We start from the raw sequence: 21,118 nt of genomic DNA, 5'->3' as shown, positions 1-21,118 counted from the left end.
GTAGTTGCCCGACATGCTCAAACGCCTCGCATCCCTGGCGCTACTGGTCAGCGCCCCGCTTCACGCCGCACCACAGATCGACCCGGCCCGCGCGCAGCAGCTGGCCGCCACGCCCTACTGGATCGCCCTGGGCCACTACGAGACCGCCAAGCTCGGCGGTTGGCGCAGCTATGTGGATGACCCGCGCTTCTTCCTCGCCGCAGACGGTGCCCACCATCCCGACCAGGAGCTCACGGCCACGGTGGCGGCGCTGTATGCCCCGGCAAGCCTCGGCGACAAACACCCCCAGTGCGTATTCCCGGCTCGCACCCGCTGGCTGCGCGAGCAACTGGCGCTGAACGACCTGCCACGCCCGGATTGCCAGGAGTTCAACACCTGGTACACGTCCATCGACCCGCACAGCGCGGCGCTGATCTTCCCCGCCGCCTACCTCAACAGCCCGTCGTCGATGTTCGGCCACACGCTGCTGCGCATCGACCAGTCCAACACCCGCCGCGACGACACGACGCTGCTGAGCTACGCGATCAACTTCGGCGCCTATATCGAAGGCAGCGACAACAGCATCCTCTACGCCTGGAAAGGCCTGATGGGGGGCTATCCGGGCCTGTTCGCGATGATGCCCTACCAGGAGAAACTCTCCGAGTACCGCAGCCTGGAGAACCGCGACCTGTGGGAGTACCAGCTGGACCTGACCCCGGAAGAGACCGGGCGCATGGTCGAGCATGTGTGGGAACTCAAGCAGATCAAGTTCGACTACTTCTTCTTCGACGAGAACTGCTCCTACCGCCTGCTGGAACTGCTGCAGGTGGCGCGCCCGGGCCTGGACCTGACCTCGCAGTTCCCGCTGACCGCCATCCCCACCGACACCGTCAAGGCGGTCAAGCAATCCGGGCTGGTGACGGACGTGCGCTACCGCCCCTCGCGTGAACGCGAGCTGCTGGCCCGCGCCGAACCGCTCGACCACGCCGAACAACAGCAGGTGCTGGCCATCAGCGCCGACACCGGCCATCTGCAAAGCACCGCGTTCACCGCCCTGCCCCGCGACCGCCAGGCACTGGTGCAGGACGCCGCCTACCGCCTTGAGCGTTACCGGGCCAATGGCCAGGCGCGCGACGCCGGCCAGGCCGCGCGCAGTTTCGAGCTGCTCAAGGCGATCAACCGCAACCCGCCGCCACCGTTGCAGATCGAACGCCCCGGCCTGCCGGAGGACGGCCACCAGTCGCGCACCTGGCAACTGGGCGTGGGTACTCGCGAGGACCGCGCCTTCGCTGAATATGGCCTGCGCATGGCCTATCACGACCTCAACGACAACCTGTACGGTTTCCCGCTCGGCGCACAGATCGAGATCCTCCAGCTCAAGCTGCGCCAGTACGAGGGCAACGACTGGCAGGTGCAGCGCCTGGACCTGGCCACCATCCGTTCGCTGACGCCGCGCAACGCGCTGCTCAAGCCGTGGTCGTGGCAGGTCGCCGGAGGGCTTGAGCGAGTGCCGGGCAAGCATGGCGACGAGGTGCTGGTCAGCCACGTCAACGGCGGTGCCGGTGGGACCTGGCAGCTGACCGACGACATGCTCGGCTTCGCCTTGGGCACGGCACGGGTGGAGCACCACAACGACTTCGCCGAATTCATCTCGCCGGCAGCCGGGTTCAATGGCGGGTTGCTGTGGCGCAACGGGCTGGGCAACCTGACCCTGGAAGCCAAGGGTGACTATTTCACCAATGGCGAGGTACGACGCAGCGTGAGCCTGAACCAGCAGTGGGAGATCAGCCAGAATCTCGGGCTGAGGTTGAGCGCTTCGCGGCAGTTCAGCCAGTTGGCCACGGCACAGAACGAGGTGATGCTGGAATTGAAGTGGTACCAATATTGAAGATTGGCCGGCAAGCGCTCCCCGTAGGAGCCGGCTTGCCGGCGAACAGCCCCGCCGCGATCCTTCGACAGCGTTTTGACATCCCGCCAACAATTCACCCCCTAGACTTTCGATCATCACGTCAAAGGTCTTGTGGATATGTCGCGGTACTGGTTGGGCCTGTGTGTCGCAATGCTGCTGGCCGGTTGTGAAACCACCCACGAACAGATGGTCAACCAAGGCTATCCCCCCGCCTACGCCGACGGTTTTCAGGATGGCTGCAGCAGCGGTCGCCAGGCCGCCGGGCTGATGGCCGGCGACTTTCGCAAGGACGTCCCGCGCTACCTGCACAACCGCCAGTACGAAAGCGGCTGGGACGACGGCTTTCGCCAGTGCCACGCCATGCAGTCCAACGAAGACCTGCGCGAATACCGCGAGCGCTACTGGGACGAGCGCGACCGCGAATGGCAGCAGGAAAAGGACCGCGACGCCGCCCGCGCCTATCGTCGCAACTAGAGGTCGCAAACGGACAACCGTTGCAACCTGCGACCTGCCACCATGGTCTCCAGCACAAGGAGGCCCCGCATGAGCCGAGCATTCGTCAACGAGGACCAGGCCGCCACCCAGGCCAGCCAGCCGGTGGAGCGGCGCGTCAGCGACCAACCCAACTATGTGACCGCCAGCGGCCTGGCCCAGTTGCAGCAGCGCGTGGCCGCGCTGAGGGCGCTGCACGGCGAACTGCTGGCCGAAGGCGATCGCGCCGATAAGCAGCGTCTGGCCGACACCGAGCGCGACCTGCGTTACTTCACGTCCCGCGTGCAGAGCGCACAGCAGGTGCCTGCCGCCACGTCCACGCAGAAGGTACAGATTGGCAGCCGGGTGCGCTTTGTCGATGAGGATGGCCGGGAGCACCAGGTGCATCTGGTCGGTGAAGACCAGGCCGATGCCCTGCATGGGCTGATCAATTGGGGCTCACCGTTGGGACGTGCATTGCTGGGGGGTGGGCCAGGAGATGAAGTGCTGTGGCGACGGCCTGTGGGGGATCAGCGGATCGAGATCGTCTTGATCGAGCCTGAGGCATGAACGCCCATTCGCCGGCAAAGCCGGCTCCTACAGGGTCAGCGCCAATTCTGTAGGAGCCGGCTTGCCGGCGAACGGGCTGCAAATCAGACCACGCCCTGCGCCAGCATGGCATCGGCGACTTTCACGAAGCCTGCGATGTTGGCGCCTTTCACATAGTTGATTTGGCCATCGGCCTCTTCGCCGTAATGCACGCAGGCATGGTGGATCGACTGCATGATGTGGTGCAGCTTGCTGTCCACTTCACCGGCGGTCCACAGCAGGCGCATGGCGTTCTGCGACATCTCCAGGCCCGACACCGCCACGCCACCGGCATTGGAAGCCTTGCCCGGGGCATAGAGAATGCCGGCCTCGATGAAGATATCCACAGCGTCGAGGGTAGTCGGCATGTTGGCGCCCTCGGCCACGCAGATGCAGCCATTGCGCAACAGGGTGCGGGCGTCGTCGGCGTTCAGCTCGTTCTGAGTGGCGCATGGCAGCGCGATATCGCACGCCAGGCTCCAAGGCGTCTGGCCCTTGCGGAACTCGAGGCCGAAGCGCCCGGCCAACTCGCTGATACGGCCACGCTTGACGTTTTTCAGCTCCATCAGCGCATCCCACTGCTCATCGCTCAGCCCGGCTTCACAGAACAGCGTGCCTTCGGAGTCGGACAGCGAGATCACCTTGCCGCCCAGGTCTATCACCTTGCGCGCCGCATATTGAGCGACGTTGCCCGAACCCGAGATCGCCACGCGGCGACCATCGATGCGCTGGTCCTGGCGCTTGAGCATCTCTTCGGCGAAGTACACGCAACCGTAGCCGGTGGCTTCCGGGCGGATCAGGCTGCCGCCGTAGGTCATGCCCTTGCCGGTCAGCACCGAGGTGAACTGGTTGGCCAGGCGCTTGTACTGGCCGAACAGGAAACCAATCTCGCGGGCGCCGACACCGATGTCGCCGGCTGGTACGTCCAGGTCGGCACCGATGTGGCGGTACAGCTCGCTCATGAACGCCTGGCAGAAGCGCATGACCTCGGCGTCGCTCTTGCCCTTCGGATCGAAGTCCGAACCACCCTTGCCCCCGCCCATGGGCAGCGACGTCAACGAGTTCTTGAACACCTGCTCGAAGGCCAGGAACTTGAGCACGCCCAGGTTCACCGACGGGTGGAAGCGCAGGCCGCCCTTGTACGGGCCGATGGCGCTGCTCATCTGGATGCGGTAGCCGCGGTTGACCTGGACCTTGCCCTGGTCATCGACCCACGATACGCGGAACAGCACTGCGCGCTCGGGTTCGACCATGCGTTCGAGGATACCGGCTTCGAGGTAGTGGGGATTCTGTTCGAGGAAGGGCCACAGGCTGCGCAGCACCTCCTCCACGGCCTGGTGGAATTCGGGCTGGGCCGGGTCGCGCTGTTGCAGACGTGCCAGGAAATGGTCGACGGATTCGATCATGGTAGACATCTCACCAAGAGGGATTGTTTTTTGGTTTTTTCGGGAATGTACCAAGAACCAATCGCACTGGAACAGGGCGAAATGTCGTTTTTATGAAATTATTTGGTGCATTTTCTATAACTGTATACAAGTAAAGAGTCGTGTCGCCTGCTTCGCGGATAAATCCGCTCCTACAGGAAACGGCACCTGTAGGGGCCGGCTTGCCGGCGAACAGGCCGAAAGCCAGGCACAAAAATGGGGCCCCGAAGGGCCCCATTTTTGTGCAACGAAAACCGGCTTACTGAGCCAGCTTCTTGTGACGCACACGGTGCGGCTGGGCAGCGGCGTCGCCCAGGCGCTTCTTGCGATCGGCTTCGTACTCGGTGTAGTTGCCTTCGAAGAACACCACGTTCGAATCGTCTTCGTACGCCAGGATGTGGGTCGCCACGCGGTCCAGGAACCAACGGTCGTGGGAGATCACGATGGCGGCGCCCGGGAAGTCCAGCAGGGCTTCCTCCAGCGAACGCAGGGTTTCGACGTCGAGGTCGTTGGACGGTTCGTCGAGCAGCAGGACGTTGCCGCCCTCTTTCAGCGTCAGGGCCAGGTGCAGGCGGCCACGCTCACCGCCGGAGAGGTCCTTGACGAACTTCTGCTGGTCACCACCCTTGAAGTTGAAGCGGCCCACGTAGGTGCGCGACGGGATCTCGTAGTTGCCGATGCGGATCTGGTCGGAACCGTCGGAGATCTGCTGGAACACGGTCTTGCTGCCGTCCAGGTCTTCGCGGCTCTGGTCGACGCAGGCCAGTTGCACGGTCTCGCCGATCTCGATGCTGCCCGAATCCGGCTGCTCCTTGCCCATGAGCATGCGGAACAGGGTCGATTTACCGGCACCGTTACCACCGATCACGCCGACGATCGCGCCTTTGGGCATGGCGAACGACAGGTTGTCGATCAGCACGCGATCGCCGTAGCCTTTGGAGACGTTCTTGAACTCGATGACCTTGTCGCCCAGGCGTGGACCGGCCGGGATGTAGATCTCGTTGGTTTCGCTGCGCTTCTGGAACTCCTGCGACTGCATCTCTTCGAAGCGCTGCAGACGTGCCTTGGACTTGGACTGGCGGGCCTTGGCGCCTTTGCGCACCCACTCCAATTCCTCTTTCATGGCTTTCTCGTGGGCGCTCTGCTGCTTGGACTCCTGCGCCAGACGCTCCGACTTGGCTTCCAGCCAGCCCGAGTAGTTGCCTTCGTACGGGATGCCCGCGCCGCGGTCCAGTTCGAGGATCCAGCCAGCGACGTTGTCGAGGAAGTAACGGTCGTGGGTGATCGCCACCACGGTGCCGGGGAAGTCGTGCAGGAAGCGCTCCAGCCAGGCCACCGAGTCGGCGTCCAGGTGGTTGGTCGGTTCGTCCAGCAGCAGCATGTCGGGGGCCGACAGCAGCAGGCGGCACAGGGCCACGCGGCGTTTCTCGCCACCGGACAGGTGCTCGATCTTCGCTTCCCAGGCCGGCAGGCGCAGGGCGTCGGCGGCGACGTCCAGCTGGCGCTCCAGGTTGTGGCCGTCGGCGGCCTGCAGGATGGCTTCGAGCTTGGCCTGCTCGGCGGCCAGCTTGTCGAAGTCGGCGTCGGGTTCGGCGTAGGCGGCGTAGACCTCGTCCAGGCGAGCCTGGGCGTCCTTGATCACGCTGACCGCTTCCTCGACCACTTCACGCACGGTCTTGCTCGGGTCCAGCTGCGGCTCCTGGGGCAGGTAGCCGACGTTGATGTCGGGCATCGGACGGGCTTCGCCGTCGAATTCCTTGTCGACGCCCGCCATGATCCGCAGCAGGGTCGATTTACCCGCGCCGTTCAGGCCCAGCACGCCGATCTTGGCGCCCGGGAAGAACGACAGGGAAATGTTCTTGAGAATTTCCCGCTTCGGCGGCACGACCTTGCTCAGCCGATGCATGGTGTAGACGTATTGAGCCAAAACCAAGCCCTCTATCAGATAGGTAAAGACATCGACGTTCGCCCCGGCCAGGTGACCAGGGGGATGTGTTTACGGGGTGTCATTGAACAAAGTGGGCCATTCTACGCCAAGTGACGGCGTTGCACAGATGGGCAGATGGCAGGATGGGGGGACCGCTCCGACGCCTCGGCAGGCCGCTCCCACACGGTCGATGCACGACTGTGGGAGCGGCCTTGTGTCGCGATCGAGGACGAAGTCCTCGCCGAGGCCAACTCAGACGTGGGACTGTTTGACCTTGCCACGCGGCAGGCGGCAACGGTCCGATTGCTCAGCCAGGCGCGCGGCCCAGGCAGCCTTGACGCTGAAGCCGCCGCTGCGGGCAGCCTGCTCAACGGTCTTGGCCGGCTTGGCGGCAGGTGCGCTGGTCACCTTGGTCGCCGGCTTGGCTGCGACTGCAGCCGGTTGCGCAGCCGCCTTGGCGGTCTTGCGCAGTTCGGCCAGCGATGGCGTCTTGTTCTTCGAGGCGGCCGCCTCCGGCTTGGCCAGCGAACGCTGGCAGGTCTTGCAGGACACGTCCTCGGCCACGGCAGTGCTGACCAGCGTCTCACTGCTACGCCCACAGGCGGAATCGAGGCCATTGGTGGAATAGTGGGTAACCAAAACCGTACTTCTCCGATGCGTTGACTATTGAAGCGGGCGGCATTCTCGCACAGGTCGCAGGGTCTTGCCGAACCGGCATGACCGGCTGCAACCCGGCAGCAGACACACGGACTGGCACTTTGCCATATTTGAAGGCATTCTAGGCGGCTTCACTTGTGCGGCTTATAGTGCGCCCGACGCACGCGGCACGCGCCATGCATGCACCGTGAAACACCCCCTGCCATCGCCAGCCAAATCGCAGGACCCAACGCTTGACCAATCTCACGCACTCATCACCCCTGCGCCCTGCCCACTCATCGGCCGGCACACACCTGCGTGGCTCGCTCAAGGGGGCGCTGGCCCTGCTGGCCCTGGTTTTGCTGGGGTTGCTGCTGTGGCAATTGTTCACCCAGTTCCGTCACACCCAGGCCGACCTGCGCCAGCAAAGCCTGGCGACCAGCGCCGAGCTGGCCGACCATCTGGGCCTGAACATGGCACTCAAGGCCCAGCAGGCGCTGAACCTGGTCCAGCCCTACGTCAAACCTCCGGCGCCCGCCGCCCTGCCCAGCCTCTTCGCGACGCTGCGCGCGCGCCTCCCCGCGCTGCGTCATATGGCCTGGCTGGACAGCTCCGGGCAGGTGCGCAGCGACACCCTCGAGGGCAGCCCCGACCGCCAGATGATTGACGAGATCCTGCAACTGAACCAGGGTCGCGTCTATTTCTACAGCAACGCGCCCGACAACCAGCTGGTCTACCTGCTGTTGCGCCAAAGCGCCGAGCAGGATCGCGGCTACTGGCTGCTGCGGCTGAGCCCTGCCTATTACAAGGAGCTGACCCAGCATCTGGACGCCTCGGGCCACCCTTCGTGGCTGCTGGAAAACAGTCGCAACGGCGAGGTCATCGAACGCCACGGCACGCAACCGGCCAGCAACGAGCCGTTGCAGAGCGTGATGCTGGCCTTCATCGACAACAGTACCTGGCAACTGCGCGGCCTGTTCGACGCCGGCCTGGCCCGCGACAAGCTGCTCCCGGCGCTGATCGGCAAGTGTGTGCTGGTGCTGTTTTGCGCCCTGCTGCCGGTGCTCGCCCTGATCAACATGCGCCGCCGCCAGCGCGCCCTGCAGGAAGACCGTCGACGCTACCAGGAGATCTTCGAAGGCACAGGCGTAGCCCTGTGCGTGCTCGACCTGTCGAGCCTGCCCGGCCAGCTCGACCGCTACCACCTGCGCAATCACGCGGCCCTGCGCCACAGCCTGGCCCTGGACGCCAACCTGCGGCGTTCGCTGCTGGCGGAGCTGAAGATCACCGAGATCAACCAGGTAGCCCGCCAGCTGCTCAACGTCGACTGCCACCAGGGTGCCTGGCAGCGCCTGATCGAAGGCAGTGGCGACGGTCGCGACAGTGTCGGCATGCAACTGATCGACGCGTTGATCGAGGCACGTGAGCAACTTGAGTTGGAGGTACGCCTCCCCGCTCCGCTGGGCGGCGAACTGCACCTGTGGCTGATGGTGCGCATGCCCCGGCAACGTCGCGACTACCAGGCGGTGATCCTGAGCATCAGCGACATCACCAGCCGCAAGCAGGTGGAGCTGTCCCTGCTCGAGCGCGAGGGTTTCTGGTCGGACGTGGTACGTACCGTGCCCGACCAGCTTTACGTGCAGGACGTACAGAGCCAGCGGATGATCTTCAGCAACCGCCACCTCGGCCAGACCCTGGGCTACGACCGCGCCGAGCTGGCACAGATGGGCGAACGCTTCTGGGAATTACTGCTGCACCCCGAGGACGCCGCGCACTACCGCGCCCTGCGCCAGCAACAGCTGGACACCAGCTACGGCCAGTCGCTGCATTGCCAGTTGCGCTTCCGTCACCGTGATGGCGGCTGGCGCTGCTACGACATCCGCGAGCAAGTGCTGACCCGCGACAGCGACGACCTGGTCACCCGCATCATCGGCGTGGGCAAGGATGTCACGGTACAGATCGAGGCCAGCGAGTCGCTGCGTGACAGCGAGCAGCGCTACCGCATGCTCGCCGAGAGCATCAGCGACGTGATCTTCTCCACCGACAACCAGCTGCGGCTCAACTATGTCAGCCCGTCAGTGCTGGCGGTGCTGGGCTACCAGGCCGAATGGATCTTCGCCAATGGCTGGCAGTCGATCATCGCCAACCCCGCCCAGCTCACCGGCGCCTATGACCTGATCGAACGGGTCAGCAAGGCACAGGGTAACGCCGAACAACTGGCCCAGTTGCGCACCACCCTGCCCACGCAGCTGTTCCTGTTCGACTGTCTGCGCGCCGATGGCCGCAAGATTCCCATCGAACTGCGCCTGGTGCTGGTGTGGGACGAACACGAGCGTTTCGAGGGCGTGCTGGGCGTGGGTCGTGACATCAGCCAGCAACGCCGGGCCGAGAAAGACCTGCGCATGGCGGCCACGGTGTTCGAACACTCCACCTCGGCCATCCTGATCACCGACCCGGCCGGCTACATCGTCCAGGCCAACGAAGCGTTCAGCCGGGTCAGCGGCTACGCCGTCGCCGAAGTGCTCGACCAACTGCCCGGCATGCTCACCGTCGAGCACCAGCAGGACGCGCACCTGGGCTACGTGCTCAAACAGCTCAACCAGCGCGGCAGCTGGGAGGGCGAGGTGTTCCTCAAGCGCCGTAACGGCGAGCACTACCCGGCGTGGGTGGGCATCACCGCGGTGCTCGACGACGAAGGCGACCTGGCCAGCTACGTGTGCTTCTTCACCGACATCAGCGAACGCAAGGCCAGCGAACAACGTATCCACCGCCTGGCCTACTACGACGCCCTGACCCACCTGCCCAACCGCACGCTGTTCCAGGACCGCCTGTACACCGCCCTGCAGCAGGCCGAGCGGCAGAAGGCCTGGGTGGTGCTGATGTTCCTCGACCTCGATCGCTTCAAGCCGATCAACGATTCCCTTGGCCACGCCGCGGGCGATCGCATGCTCAAGGACATGGCCGAGCGCCTGCTGGCCTGTGTCGACAACGACGACACCGTGGCGCGCATGGGGGGCGACGAATTCACCCTGCTGCTGCAACCGAAGGCCACCCGCGAACTGGCGCTCAACCGTGCCATCCATGTAGCCGAGCACATCCTCGACAGTCTGGTGACCCCCTTCGTGCTGGAGAACCGCGAGTTCTTCGTCACCGCCAGTATCGGCATCGCCCTCAGCCCACAGGACGGCAGCGAGCTGAGCCAACTGATGAAGAACGCCGACACCGCCATGTACCACGCCAAGGAGCGCGGCAAGAACAACTTCCAGTTCTACCAGGCCGACATGAACGCCAGCGCCCTGGAGCGCCTGGAGCTGGAGAGCGACCTGCGCCATGCCCTGGAGCAGAACGAGTTCATCCTCTACTACCAGCCGCAGTTCAGCGGTGACGGCAAGCGCCTGACCGGCGCCGAAGCCCTGCTGCGCTGGCGTCACCCGACCCGTGGCCTGGTACCGCCTGGCGATTTCATCCCGGTGATCGAGGAACTGGGCCTGGTGGTGGATGTCGGCGACTGGGTGCTGCGCGAGGCCTGCCGTCAGCTCAAGGCCTGGCACAAGGAGAAGGTGCGGGTACCGAAGGTGTCGGTGAACATCTCGGCGCGGCAGTTCTCCGACGGCCAACTGGGTACACGGATCGCCACCATCCTGGAAGAGACCGGCCTGCCCCCGGCCTGCCTGGAGCTTGAGCTGACCGAGAGCATCCTGATGCGCGAAGTCAACGAAGCCATGCAGATCCTCGACAGCCTGAAGAACCTTGGCCTGAGCATTGCGGTCGACGACTTTGGTACCGGCTATTCATCGCTCAACTACCTCAAGCAGTTCCCCATCGACGTGCTGAAGATCGATCGCACCTTCGTCGACGGCCTGCCCGAGGGCGAGCAGGACGCACAGATCGCCCGGGCGATCATCGCCATGGCCCACAGCCTGAACCTGGCGGTGATCGCCGAGGGCGTGGAAACCCATGAACAACTGGAGTTCCTGCGCGAGCACGGTTGCGACGAGGTGCAGGGCTACCTGTTCGGCCGGCCGATGCCGGCCAACCAGTTCGAGGCGCAGTTCAGCAACGAAACGCTGTTCATGTTCCAGTAACCGCCCGGTATCACACGATCCCTGTAGGAGCGGCCTTGAGCCGCGAAAGGGCTGCGCAGCAGCCCCAGGGTTCAGTGTTGACGCGAAGATCGCCGGGGCCGCTTTGCGGCCCTTTCGCGGCTCAAGGCCGCTCCTACAGGGTGCGGTGCCGAACCGCAAAAACGGACCCAAAAGTCAACTCCAGCCCAGACACGGCGCGGGTTACAACATGAAGGCCATTGGTCCGCGACTTGATGCCACTTCATATGCCAGCGGCGAATCAATCGGTTAGAATGCCCCCCCAATTCAGCCCGATCCTTGAGGACCGCCATGTTCAGCCGTGATTTGACCATTGCCAAGTACGACGCCGAGCTCTTCGAAGCCATGCAGCAAGAAGCCCTGCGCCAGGAAGAGCATATCGAGCTGATCGCTTCGGAAAACTACACCAGCCCGGCGGTCATGGAGGCCCAGGGTTCGGTTCTGACCAACAAGTACGCCGAAGGCTACCCAGGCAAGCGCTACTACGGTGGTTGCGAGTACGTCGACGTGGTCGAGCAACTGGCCATCGACCGCGCCAAGGAGCTGTTCGGCGCCGACTACGCCAACGTCCAGCCACACGCTGGCTCCCAAGCCAACGCCGCTGTCTACCTGGCACTGCTGTCGGCCGGCGACACCATCCTGGGCATGAGCCTGGCCCACGGTGGTCACCTGACCCACGGCGCCAGCGTTTCCTCCTCGGGCAAGCTGTACAACGCCATCCAGTACGGCATCGACGCCAACGGCCTGATCAACTACGACGAAGTCGAGGCGCTGGCCCTGGAGCACAAGCCGAAGATGATCGTCGCCGGCTTCTCCGCCTACTCGCAGGTCCTGGACTTCCCTCGCTTCCGCGAAATCGCCGACAAGGTCGGTGCCTACCTGTTCGTCGACATGGCCCACGTAGCCGGCCTGGTCGCCGCGGGCGTATACCCGAACCCGGTTCCGTTCGCCGACGTCGTCACCACCACCACCCACAAGACCCTGCGCGGTCCACGTGGTGGCCTGATCCTGGCCCGTGCCAACGCCGACATCGAGAAGAAGCTGAACTCCGCCGTCTTCCCAGGCGCCCAGGGCGGCCCGCTGGAGCACGTCATCGCCGCCAAGGCGATCTGCTTCAAGGAGGCCCTGCAGCCTGAGTTCAAGGCCTATCAGCAGCAAGTGGTGAAGAACGCCCAGGCCATGGCCGAAGTGTTCATCGAGCGTGGTTTCGACGTCGTTTCCGGCGGCACCCAGAACCACCTGTTCCTGCTGTCGCTGATCAAGCAGGAAATCTCCGGTAAGGACGCCGACGCCGCCTTGGGCAAGGCTTTCATCACCGTCAACAAGAACTCGGTCCCGAACGACCCGCGTTCGCCGTTCGTCACCTCGGGCCTGCGTTTCGGCACCCCTGCCGTCACCACCCGTGGCTTCAAAGAGACAGAATGCCGCGAGCTGGCCGGCTGGATCTGCGACATCCTGGCCGACCTGAACAACGAAGCGGTGATCGACGCCGTGCGTGAGAAGGTCAAGGCCATCTGCAAGAAGCTGCCGGTGTACGGCAACTGATTGGCAGACGCCTGATGTGAAAAAGCCCGGCCATGTGCCGGGCTTTTTTGTGACTTGTGTTCTGGACGCATGCAGGCCCTACAAAAACCTTAAACGTGATTGTTTAATTCTCCGCGACACGCCAAGGTATTTCTGACGCTCTTCTCGGAAAATTACCTCGATCAAAACACCCGGCTTCGGACATACCGACGCTTTCCTGCAATGCACACTGCTTGCTCCAAACCATTGCAGGAAGTGTTTGACATGGCAGTCACTCGAAATCAATTCACCAATTACAGGAGCATGATTCAGAAGTCCGAGGCGGACTGGCAGACATCGTATGCCAAGCATCTTTCCGGATTGCAGGTGCAGCCCATTGCCAGAAATCTACTTCAGGACCAACACGGCAGGACGCTGCAACACTTCTGTACAACCTCCTATCTTGGGCTGGACTACCACCCGGATATCCTCCAAGGGGCAATCGAAGAGCTGGAAAATTCGCGCACCCTACGTATCGCCAACTCGCGTAATCGCTGCCAGCTTCAAGTGCTAGACCAATATGAGGCTGAACTGTCCGAACTGTTTGGATGCGCGTCTCTGGCCACATTGTCATGCAGCGCAGCAAGCTCTGGAGTACTACCACTTGTTGCCGCAGGTATTTTCACCGATGGTATATCGCCCCATATGGTGTTCGACAAGTTTGCCCACTACTCCCTGAACCATATCAAAGCAGCCTGTGCGGATGAGACCGAGGTCCAGACGCTTCCCCATAACGATATGGACCAACTCGAGAGCATCTGCAGGCAACACGGAAGGGTTGCCTATATCACCGACGGCTACTACAGCATGGGCGGGACGGCACACATGGACGCCTTGTTGTACCTCAAGGAGCGCTACGGTTTGTTCTTGTACTTGGACGACTCACATGCCCTTTCTACGGTAGGTGTTTTTGGGCAGGGCTTTGTCAGGGGGCAACTACAGGAGCTGGATGAAGGGGTCATCATTGTAGCGTCCTTGGGGAAAGCATTTGCCGCAAGCGGTGGCCTGGTCATGCTGGCAAATACCCAACAGAAACGTCTTGTACAGAGATATGGAGGTCCTACCAACTGGTCCCAAAGCCTCAATGCCGCAGCTATCGGTGCAGGCCGGGCGTCCGCCCGACTTCACTCCAGTCCCCTGTTGACTACGCTGCAGCAGGCGTTGAAAAACAACATCGAATTGTTCGACAGGCTTTTGCCTACACCTCATGCTGGATCAACATCTCCCATTAGGCTAATACCGCTTGGAGAGGCTGAGCACGCCATTGCTGCGTCGACCTTCCTGGCCAACAGCGGGTTTCTCACTTCAGCCGTCTTCTTTCCTGTCGTACCCAAGAATGCTGCAGCGCTGCGCATTACGCTCAGAGCAGACATGCAGCCTGGTGAAATCGAGAGCTTCTGCCAAAGTGTCGCTGAGTACCTGAACAGCAACCCTGCCATCGCCCATTTACTGAAGACTCAGCCATGACCAAACGGCGAATTCTCTACTTCAGTTGCTTAGCCGTACTGTTGTGCCAGTCGGGTATAACCTTCTACCTACCCATGCTCCCGGCCATTGCTGACGACCTGAATGCAACAGATGAATTCGCCGCACTCAGCCTGAGCCTGTTTCTTGTAGGAATGGGGGGGTGCGTAATCCTGTGGGGTCGTTTGGGAGCCACTCTCGGTTCAAGCCGTATGCTGACCTGGACGCTACTCCTCTACGGCTGCTGCACATTTCTGCTCGCAGTATCACCCGTTGCCTGGGCATTTCTTGTTTTACGCCTGCTTCAGGGAGCCCTGGCAGGCGGTATATCAGTTGCCGCTCGTGCGTTGCTGGTCGAGCAGTATGATGGTAAGGATCTGACACGCGCCTATAGCAGCCTTTCACTTTGCTTCGTTCTCTCTCTTGGAGCCTCCCAGTTTATCGGGGCGATGATTGCCACGCTCACGAACTGGCGAGTGGCCATGCTGCTCGTCGCGATACCCTGTGTACTCATGGCAACACTGAAGGGCTGGAATATCGCAGCTCACCACATAGTTCCTCCACACCGAACAGGTGAGATTGCCAGTTTCCATAAGCTCATTGTGCAACCACGCTTCATCCTGCCTGTGCTTGCCGGAGGTTTTGGGTACTCCATCATCGTCGTATTTAGCAGTACAGCGCCCTTGCTTTTCCAGCAGTCCTTCAACTGGTCCATGTGGGAATATGGGCTATTGGGATGGCCAATCAGCATTGCCTATCTGCTCGGTACTCGTCTGGCGAGCACCCTTGCAACCGGCCACAACGAAGTAACGATGCTTCGATTTTCGAGTGCTTTGCTGTTACTTGGCGCACTCATCATGCTTATTGCATCATCACTGTTGAAAAATTCGGCTTACGCGATCTGGCTACCCTATTGCCTGATGCTTGTAGCTCAGGGAATGGCATACCCGGTGAGTCTGTCACTGGCAAGCAGGCAGTCAACAGGAGCTGCTTCTCCTGCCATGGCACTGATCGCTCTTGTTCACCAACTGCTGGCTGCCCTGACGAACTTGATATCCAGCTCCGTGGGCACGAGTCCCACTGTGCTGGTTATGTTATGCGCTGGATTGGCGTCACTCGCCTGGTTGGCAACTCGCTCCAGCCCCTGAACGCCATCGTCGCTTGCAATGTGAATCTTCTTGATGCATTGCATCAATTGCCAGATGAGCACCTGCTTGAGTGCCCCTCAGATACCACTTCAGCCAGGCCCTCCTCCGAAAGGAAGCCATCAAAATCCATCCCTTTGTGAAGGTCCATTCGGTCTTCCTCGCTTGAGTAAGTAAAGGAAAAAATGCCGCCACAAGGCGGCATTAGCAAGTCAGATACTTCTGACTCCCTCGTAACTCAACGCCTCGAATCCAATTCGAATCTTCTCCTCCGGCAGCTCATCGGCGATGAACACCATCACGCTTTCCCGCGTCTCGCCTTCCTTCCACTCGGCATCCCAGTCGAACCCGTACAGCTTCAGAACCCCCTGGAATACCAGGCGGCGGTCCTCGCCAGCAATGTTCAGCACGCCCTTGTAGCGCAGCAATTGCTTGCCATGCGCCTCCAGCAGCTCGTTCATGAAGTCGCTGAGCCGATCAATGTCCAACGGCGTTTCAGTACGCAGTACCAGTGTCGAGATACGGTCAGGGGTGGCGGGCTTGAGTACCGGGCGCAAGGTGTGCTTGAAGCTGATACCCAGGTCCGGGTTGAGGTTGAACCCGCGCACATCGAGCAGCTCGGCCAGGTCGATGCGGCCATGCTCGACCACGCGAATCGCCGCCCGGCCATTGATGCGCGCCAGGCGCTCGCGCAGGGCGTCGACCGCCTGTGGCTCGACCAGGTCGGTCTTGCTCAGCAGCAGCCGGTCGGCAAAGCCCACCTGGGCCTGGGCGATGGCCTGGGTCAGGTGCAGTTCGGCGTGGGCCGCGTCGACCAGGGTGACGATGCCGTCGAGCAGGTAACGATCACGCAGGTCCTCCTCGATGAAGAAGGTTTGCGCCACCGGTGCCGGATCAGCCAGGCCGGTGCATTCGATCACCAGGCGATCGAAGGCGATCTCGCCGGCGTCGAGGCGCTCGAGCAGCAAGTACAGGGCGCGGGTCAGGTCGCCATGGATGCTGCAGCATACGCAACCGTTGGCCAGCGTCATCACCTGCACCGGTTCGTCACCGAGCAACTGGCTGTCGATGCCGGCCTCACTGAACTCGTTCTCGATCACGGCGATCTTCAGGCCGTGCTCGGCCTTGAGCATGTGCTTGAGCAATGTGGTCTTGCCGGCGCCAAGGAAGCCGGTCAGCACGGTAACGGGAATGGGCGTTTGCACGCAGAAATCTCCTTGGGGCTGAAAATGACAGTGGGAGCCCGGTTGCCCGGGCTCCCACTGAATCACGCATGTCGCGGGTTCAACAGCACTTGGGCCCGGACTTGCCACCATAACGCGCTTCCTGGCGTTCGCGGAAGAACGCCTCGTAGCTCATCACCGGCTTGTCCGGGTGCTTGCTGCGCATGTGCTCGACATAGTTGTCGTAGTCGGGCATGCCGACCATCAGGCGGGCTGCCTGCCCCAGGTACTTACCCAGTCGACCCAGGTCGTTGAACATCACTGCAGTCCTCTCAAGCGTCAGGCAGGGCCTGGAACGGGGTTTCCTTGTCGGTGCGCTCCTTGCGGCCCAGGGCGGCCAGGCCGACCTTGACGGCAAAGAACAGCACGCTGAACACCACCACCAGGAACAGCACAGTCAGGCCGGCGTTGGTGTAGGCGTTGAAAATCACGTGCTGCATCTGCCCGATATCCTTGGCCGGGGCCAGTACCTGGCCGGCGTCCAGCGCGGTGCTGTACTTCTTGGCCAAGGCCAGGAAGCCTACGGCCGGATTCGGGTCGAACAGCTTGATCAGGCCCGCGGTGGTGGTACAGATCAGCAGCCACACGGCCGGCAACAGGGTGACCCAGACATAGCGCTGGCGCTTCATCTTGATCAGCACCACGGTACCCAGCATCAGGGCGATACCGGCGAGCATCTGGTTGGAGATACCGAACAGCGGCCAGAGCGTATTGATACCGCCCAGCGGGTCGATCACGCCCTGGTACAGCAGGTAGCCCCACAGCGCCACGCAACCCGCCGTGCCGATCAAGTTGGCGGTCCACGACTCGGTGCGCTTCAGGGCTGGCACGAAGCTGCCCAGCAGGTCCTGCAGCATGAAGCGACCGGCACGGGTACCAGCGTCCACCGCGGTGAGGATGAACAGCGCCTCGAACAGAATCGCGAAGTGGTACCAGAACGCCATGGTGTTCTCACCCGGCAATACCTGGTGCAGGATCTGCGCGATACCCACCGCCAGCGTCGGTGCACCACCGGCACGGGCCAGGATGGTGTGCTCGCCGATGTCACGGGCGGTAGCCTCGAGCTGCTCGGGGGTGATCATGAAGCCCCAACTGCTGACCGTCTGCGCCACCGAGGCGACGTCGGCACCAACCACCGCAGCCGGGCTGTTCATGGCGAAGTACACGCCCGGCTCGATCACCGAGGCGGCGACCATGGCCATGATGGCGACGAACGACTCCATGAGCATGCCGCCGTAGCCGATGTAGCGGGCGTTGGCTTCGTTGTCCAGCAGCTTGGGCGTGGTGCCCGAAGAAATCAGCGCATGGAAGCCGGACACCGCGCCACAGGCGATGGTGATGAACAGGAACGGGAACAGGGTGCCCTTCCATACCGGGCCGGTACCGTCGGTGAACTGCGTCAGCGCGGGCATTTTCAGCTCGGGCGCAATGACCAGGATGCCGATGGCAAGGCCGACGATAGTGCCGATCTTGAGGAAGGTCGACAGGTAGTCACGCGGCGCCAGCACCAGCCACACCGGCAACACGGCGGCGACGAAGCCGTAGCCCACGAGCATCCAGGTGATCTGCACGCCGGTGAAGGTGAACGCCGGGCCCCACACCGGATCCGCGGCGATCTGGCCCCCCAGCCAGATCGACAGCAGCAGCAGGATCACACCGACGACCGAGATCTCGCCGATGCGCCCCGGACGGATGTAGCGCATGTAGATGCCCATGAACATCGCGATCGGGATGGTCGCCATCACCGTGAACATGCCCCAAGGGCTTTCGGCCAGGGCCTTGACCACGATCAGCGCCAGCACCGCGAGGATGATGATCATGATCAGGAAGCAGCCGAACAGGGCGATGGTGCCGGGGATTCGGCCCATCTCCTCACGGACCATGTCACCCAGCGACCGGCCGTTGCGGCGGGTGGACAGGAACAGGACCATGAAGTCCTGCACCGCGCCAGCCAGCACCACGCCGGCGATCAGCCACAACGTACCGGGCAGGTAGCCCATCTGCGCCGCGAGCACCGGGCCCACGAGCGGGCCGGCACCGGCAATGGCGGCGAAGTGATGGCCGAAGAGGATGTGCTTGTTGGTCGGGACGTAGTCCAGGCCATCGTTGTTGAGTACCGCGGGCGTGGCCCGGCGAGGATCGAGCTGCATCACCTTGGTGGCGATGAACAGGCTGTAGTAACGGTAGGCAACCAGGTAGATGGCCACTGCCGCGACCACGATCCACAAGGCGTTGATTGCCTCACCGCGACGCAGGGCAACCACACCCAGCGCGCAGGCCCCTATGACTGCCAGCGCCAGCCACGGAATGTGGCGTAGCAGGCTATTATTGTTGTTCATGGTTTACTTCCAGCTGGTGGATTGGAAAAGACCGCCCATCGAGTCTAGGGCGAGTCAAAGCGCATTGCCACACTTGCTTTGGTCTAGAGCCTCTGCGGCCAGATTGCGGTACCTGATACAGCGGCAGAATTAACTATAGTCAGGTTGAACCCCCGAGGGCCTTTCCCATGAGCGATCACGACGAACGCCGCCGTTTCCAACGCATCGCCTTCGATGCCCCCGCCGAATTGCGCCAGGGTGAACGCCGCTGGCCAGTGCAACTGCTCGACCTGTCGCTCAAAGGCTTGCTGATCAAATGCCCCAAGCCCTGGGATGCCGACCTGACCCAGGATTTCGAAGCGATCATCCAGCTGAACGACAAGCAGACCCAGGTTCAGATGCAAGTTGAACTGCGCCACGAAGAACCGACCCGCCTGGGCTTCGTCTGCCTGTATATCGATATTGACTCGATGACCCATCTGCACCGTCTGGTGGAACTGAACGTGGGCGACAGCACCGAAATGATGCGCGAGCTGCGCGAACTCATCGAAGATTGAAATCTCTTAGCCTGCTAACAATCTGGCTGTGACAGCTTTCCTGTCCAGCCAGACAGCTTCTCTCTCCCACCGCACACGTTTGTACACACCCCTCTAGAACAGCTCCATGCATGTTGGAACGCAACGTGCATCCAGGTTTTGCGCGCCCTGGAAGCACCCTTGCCGACGCTACGATCAAAACTTTGTATACAATTCTTGTGGCAATGTTTTGTCAGACTTGTCTACAGTAGCGGCACAACAATAAACAGAGAGCCTGCTCCAATGACCACGTCCCCCAGCACGTCTCCCGCCCCGCGCCCCGAGGACGAAAATCTCGGCCTCGGCGCCAACCTGGCCTACGGGCTGCAACATGTCCTGACCATGTACGGAGGGATCGTCGCCGTCCCGCTGATCCTGGGCCAGGCTGCCGGCCTGGGCCCCGCGGAGATCGGCCTGCTGATCGCCGCCTCGCTGTTCGCGGGTGGCCTGGCGACATTGCTGCAAACCCTCGGGTTGCCGTTCTTCGGCTGTCAACTGCCGCTGGTGCAAGGGGTGTCGTTCGCTGGCGTGGCAACCATGGGCGCCATCATCAGCAGTGAAGGTGGCGGCGGGCTTCAGGGCGTACTCGGCGCAGTCATGGCGGCGTCGTTGATCGGTTTTCTGATCACCCCCGTGTTCTCGCGCATCACCAAGTTCTTCCCGCCCCTGGTGACCGGCATCGTCATCACCACCATCGGCCTGACCCTCATGCCCGTGGCCGCGCGCTGGGTGATGGGCGGCAACAGCGCCTCGCCCGAGTTCGGCAGCGTGGCCAACATCGGCCTGGCGGCATTGACCTTCGCCATCGTCCTGCTGCTGAGCAAGCTGGGTAACGCGACCATCTCGCGGCTGTCGATCCTGCTGGCCATGGTGGTGGGTACCCTGATCGCCTGGGCACTGGGCATGACCGACTTCAGCAAGGTCGGCGAAGGCCCGATGTTCGCCTTCCCCAGCCCGTTTCATTTCGGTATGCCGACGTTCCACATCGCTGCGATCCTGTCGATGTGCATCGTGATCATGGTGACCCTGGTGGAAACCTCCGCGGACATCCTCGCGGTTGGTGAGATCATCGACACCAAGGTCGACTCCAAGCGCCTGGGCAATGGCCTGCGCGCCGACATGGCATCGAGCATCCTGGCACCGATCTTCGGCTCGTTCACCCAGAGCGCCTTCGCCCAGAACGTCGGCCTGGTGGCCGTGACCGGCGTGAAGAGCCGCTATGTGGTGGCCACCGGTGGCGTGATCCTGGTGGTGCTGGGCCTGCTACCGGTAATGGGCCGGGTCATCGCCGCAGTACCAACCCCTGTGCTGGGTGGCGCCGGCATCGTGCTGTTCGGCACCGTGGCCGCCAGCGGCATCCGCACCTTGTCCAAGGTCAACTACAAGAACAACGTCAACCTGATCATCGTTGCCGCCTCGCTGGGCTTCGGCATGATCCCGATCGCGGCGCCGACCTTCTACCACAACTTCCCGAACTGGTTCGAAACCATCTTCCACTCGGGCATCAGCTCGGCGGCGATCATGGCCATCCTGCTGAACCTGATCTTCAACCACTTCACCACCGGCAACTCCGACCAGCAGTCGGTGTTCGCCGCCGCCTACGAGCGCACCATCAACTACGCGGACATCTCCGCGCTGCGTGATGGCGACTACTTCAAAGATGGCAAGCTGTTCGACGCCGATGGCAACGAAGTTCCCGTAATGGAAGTGAACAGCGAAGGCGAGCCGGTCCGGCGACGGGAAACGGCCGCCGAACACTGAGCAGGCAACCAATGAAAAGCCCCGGCACATGC

At 62.4% G+C, this 21,118-nt stretch carries 15 protein-coding genes; 9 read left to right on the top strand and 6 right to left on the bottom strand.

Annotation, left to right across the window (positions count from 1 at the left end; all coding sequences use genetic code 11):
* Nucleotides 1-13: 13 nt before the first annotated feature.
* From P5705_RS04715 to P5705_RS04705, 3 genes are all read left to right on the top strand, one after another.
* On the top strand, nt 14-1,867 hold the full coding sequence (locus P5705_RS04715) for a DUF4105 domain-containing protein (protein WP_277459764.1): 1,854 nt from the start codon (nt 14-16) through the stop codon (nt 1,865-1,867).
* Between the two features lie 138 nt (nt 1,868-2,005).
* Nucleotides 2,006-2,362: a hypothetical protein gene (locus P5705_RS04710; protein ID WP_277459763.1), complete on the top strand. Its 357-nt coding sequence runs from the start codon at nt 2,006-2,008 to the stop codon at nt 2,360-2,362.
* A gap of 69 nt (nt 2,363-2,431) precedes the next feature.
* Complete coding sequence (locus P5705_RS04705) at nt 2,432-2,929, top strand: GreA/GreB family elongation factor (protein WP_277459762.1); 498 nt, start codon at nt 2,432-2,434, stop codon at nt 2,927-2,929.
* A gap of 83 nt (nt 2,930-3,012) precedes the next feature.
* Here the strand turns inward: P5705_RS04705 and gdhA are convergent, their stop codons facing one another.
* The 3 genes from gdhA to P5705_RS04690 form a co-directional block, all read right to left on the bottom strand.
* Nucleotides 3,013-4,353: an NADP-specific glutamate dehydrogenase gene (gene gdhA / locus P5705_RS04700; protein ID WP_277459761.1), complete on the bottom strand. Its 1,341-nt coding sequence runs from the start codon at nt 4,351-4,353 to the stop codon at nt 3,013-3,015.
* A gap of 277 nt (nt 4,354-4,630) precedes the next feature.
* Complete coding sequence (gene ettA, locus P5705_RS04695; protein ID WP_213659536.1) at nt 4,631-6,298, bottom strand: energy-dependent translational throttle protein EttA; 1,668 nt, start codon at nt 6,296-6,298, stop codon at nt 4,631-4,633.
* A gap of 252 nt (nt 6,299-6,550) precedes the next feature.
* Nucleotides 6,551-6,937: a hypothetical protein gene (locus P5705_RS04690; protein ID WP_277459760.1), complete on the bottom strand. Its 387-nt coding sequence runs from the start codon at nt 6,935-6,937 to the stop codon at nt 6,551-6,553.
* 251 nt (nt 6,938-7,188) lie between these two features.
* Here P5705_RS04690 and P5705_RS04685 point away from each other — a divergent pair, with 251 nt between their 5' ends.
* The 4 genes from P5705_RS04685 to P5705_RS04670 all read left to right on the top strand — a co-directional run bounded on the left by P5705_RS04685 (nt 7,189) and on the right by P5705_RS04670 (nt 15,212).
* Complete coding sequence (locus tag P5705_RS04685) at nt 7,189-11,019, top strand: sensor domain-containing protein (protein WP_277459759.1); 3,831 nt, start codon at nt 7,189-7,191, stop codon at nt 11,017-11,019.
* A gap of 309 nt (nt 11,020-11,328) precedes the next feature.
* Nucleotides 11,329-12,582: a serine hydroxymethyltransferase gene (gene glyA / locus P5705_RS04680; protein WP_277459758.1), complete on the top strand. Its 1,254-nt coding sequence runs from the start codon at nt 11,329-11,331 to the stop codon at nt 12,580-12,582.
* Nucleotides 12,583-12,816: 234 nt separating this feature from the next.
* Entirely contained in the window at nt 12,817-14,067 is a 1,251-nt protein-coding gene (locus P5705_RS04675; RefSeq protein ID WP_431196922.1) for an aminotransferase class I/II-fold pyridoxal phosphate-dependent enzyme, read from the top strand.
* Complete coding sequence (locus tag P5705_RS04670) at nt 14,064-15,212, top strand: MFS transporter (protein ID WP_277459756.1); 1,149 nt, start codon at nt 14,064-14,066, stop codon at nt 15,210-15,212. Before P5705_RS04675 ends, P5705_RS04670 begins: the two co-directional genes overlap by 4 nt.
* A 209-nt stretch (nt 15,213-15,421) precedes the next feature.
* Here the strand turns inward: P5705_RS04670 and yjiA are convergent, their stop codons facing one another.
* From yjiA to P5705_RS04655, 3 genes are all read right to left on the bottom strand, one after another.
* Entirely contained in the window at nt 15,422-16,414 is a 993-nt protein-coding gene (gene yjiA, locus P5705_RS04665; RefSeq protein ID WP_277459755.1) for a GTPase, read from the bottom strand.
* A 79-nt stretch (nt 16,415-16,493) separates the two neighbouring features.
* Nucleotides 16,494-16,691: a YbdD/YjiX family protein gene (locus tag P5705_RS04660; protein ID WP_011532150.1), complete on the bottom strand. Its 198-nt coding sequence runs from the start codon at nt 16,689-16,691 to the stop codon at nt 16,494-16,496.
* Nucleotides 16,692-16,704: 13 nt separating this feature from the next.
* Nucleotides 16,705-18,771 (bottom strand): carbon starvation CstA family protein, encoded by a 2,067-nt coding sequence (locus P5705_RS04655; RefSeq protein ID WP_277459754.1) that lies wholly within the window; start codon nt 18,769-18,771, stop codon nt 16,705-16,707.
* A gap of 167 nt (nt 18,772-18,938) precedes the next feature.
* Here P5705_RS04655 and P5705_RS04650 point away from each other — a divergent pair, with 167 nt between their 5' ends.
* Together P5705_RS04650 and P5705_RS04645 are read left to right on the top strand one after the other, a co-directional pair.
* Nucleotides 18,939-19,307, top strand: coding sequence for a PilZ domain-containing protein (locus tag P5705_RS04650; RefSeq protein WP_011532148.1), 369 nt, complete (start codon nt 18,939-18,941; stop codon nt 19,305-19,307).
* Nucleotides 19,308-19,568: 261 nt separating this feature from the next.
* Nucleotides 19,569-21,086, top strand: coding sequence for a nucleobase:cation symporter-2 family protein (locus tag P5705_RS04645; protein WP_277459753.1), 1,518 nt, complete (start codon nt 19,569-19,571; stop codon nt 21,084-21,086).
* The last annotated feature ends 32 nt before the right edge of the window (nt 21,087-21,118 follow it).

This window comes from Pseudomonas entomophila (assembly GCF_029478665.1).
GTDB classification, from domain to species: Bacteria; Pseudomonadota; Gammaproteobacteria; order Pseudomonadales; family Pseudomonadaceae; genus Aquipseudomonas; species Aquipseudomonas entomophila_F.
The sequence above is the reverse complement of the archived record's forward strand: the minus strand, read 5'-3'. Positions and strand labels throughout refer to the sequence as shown.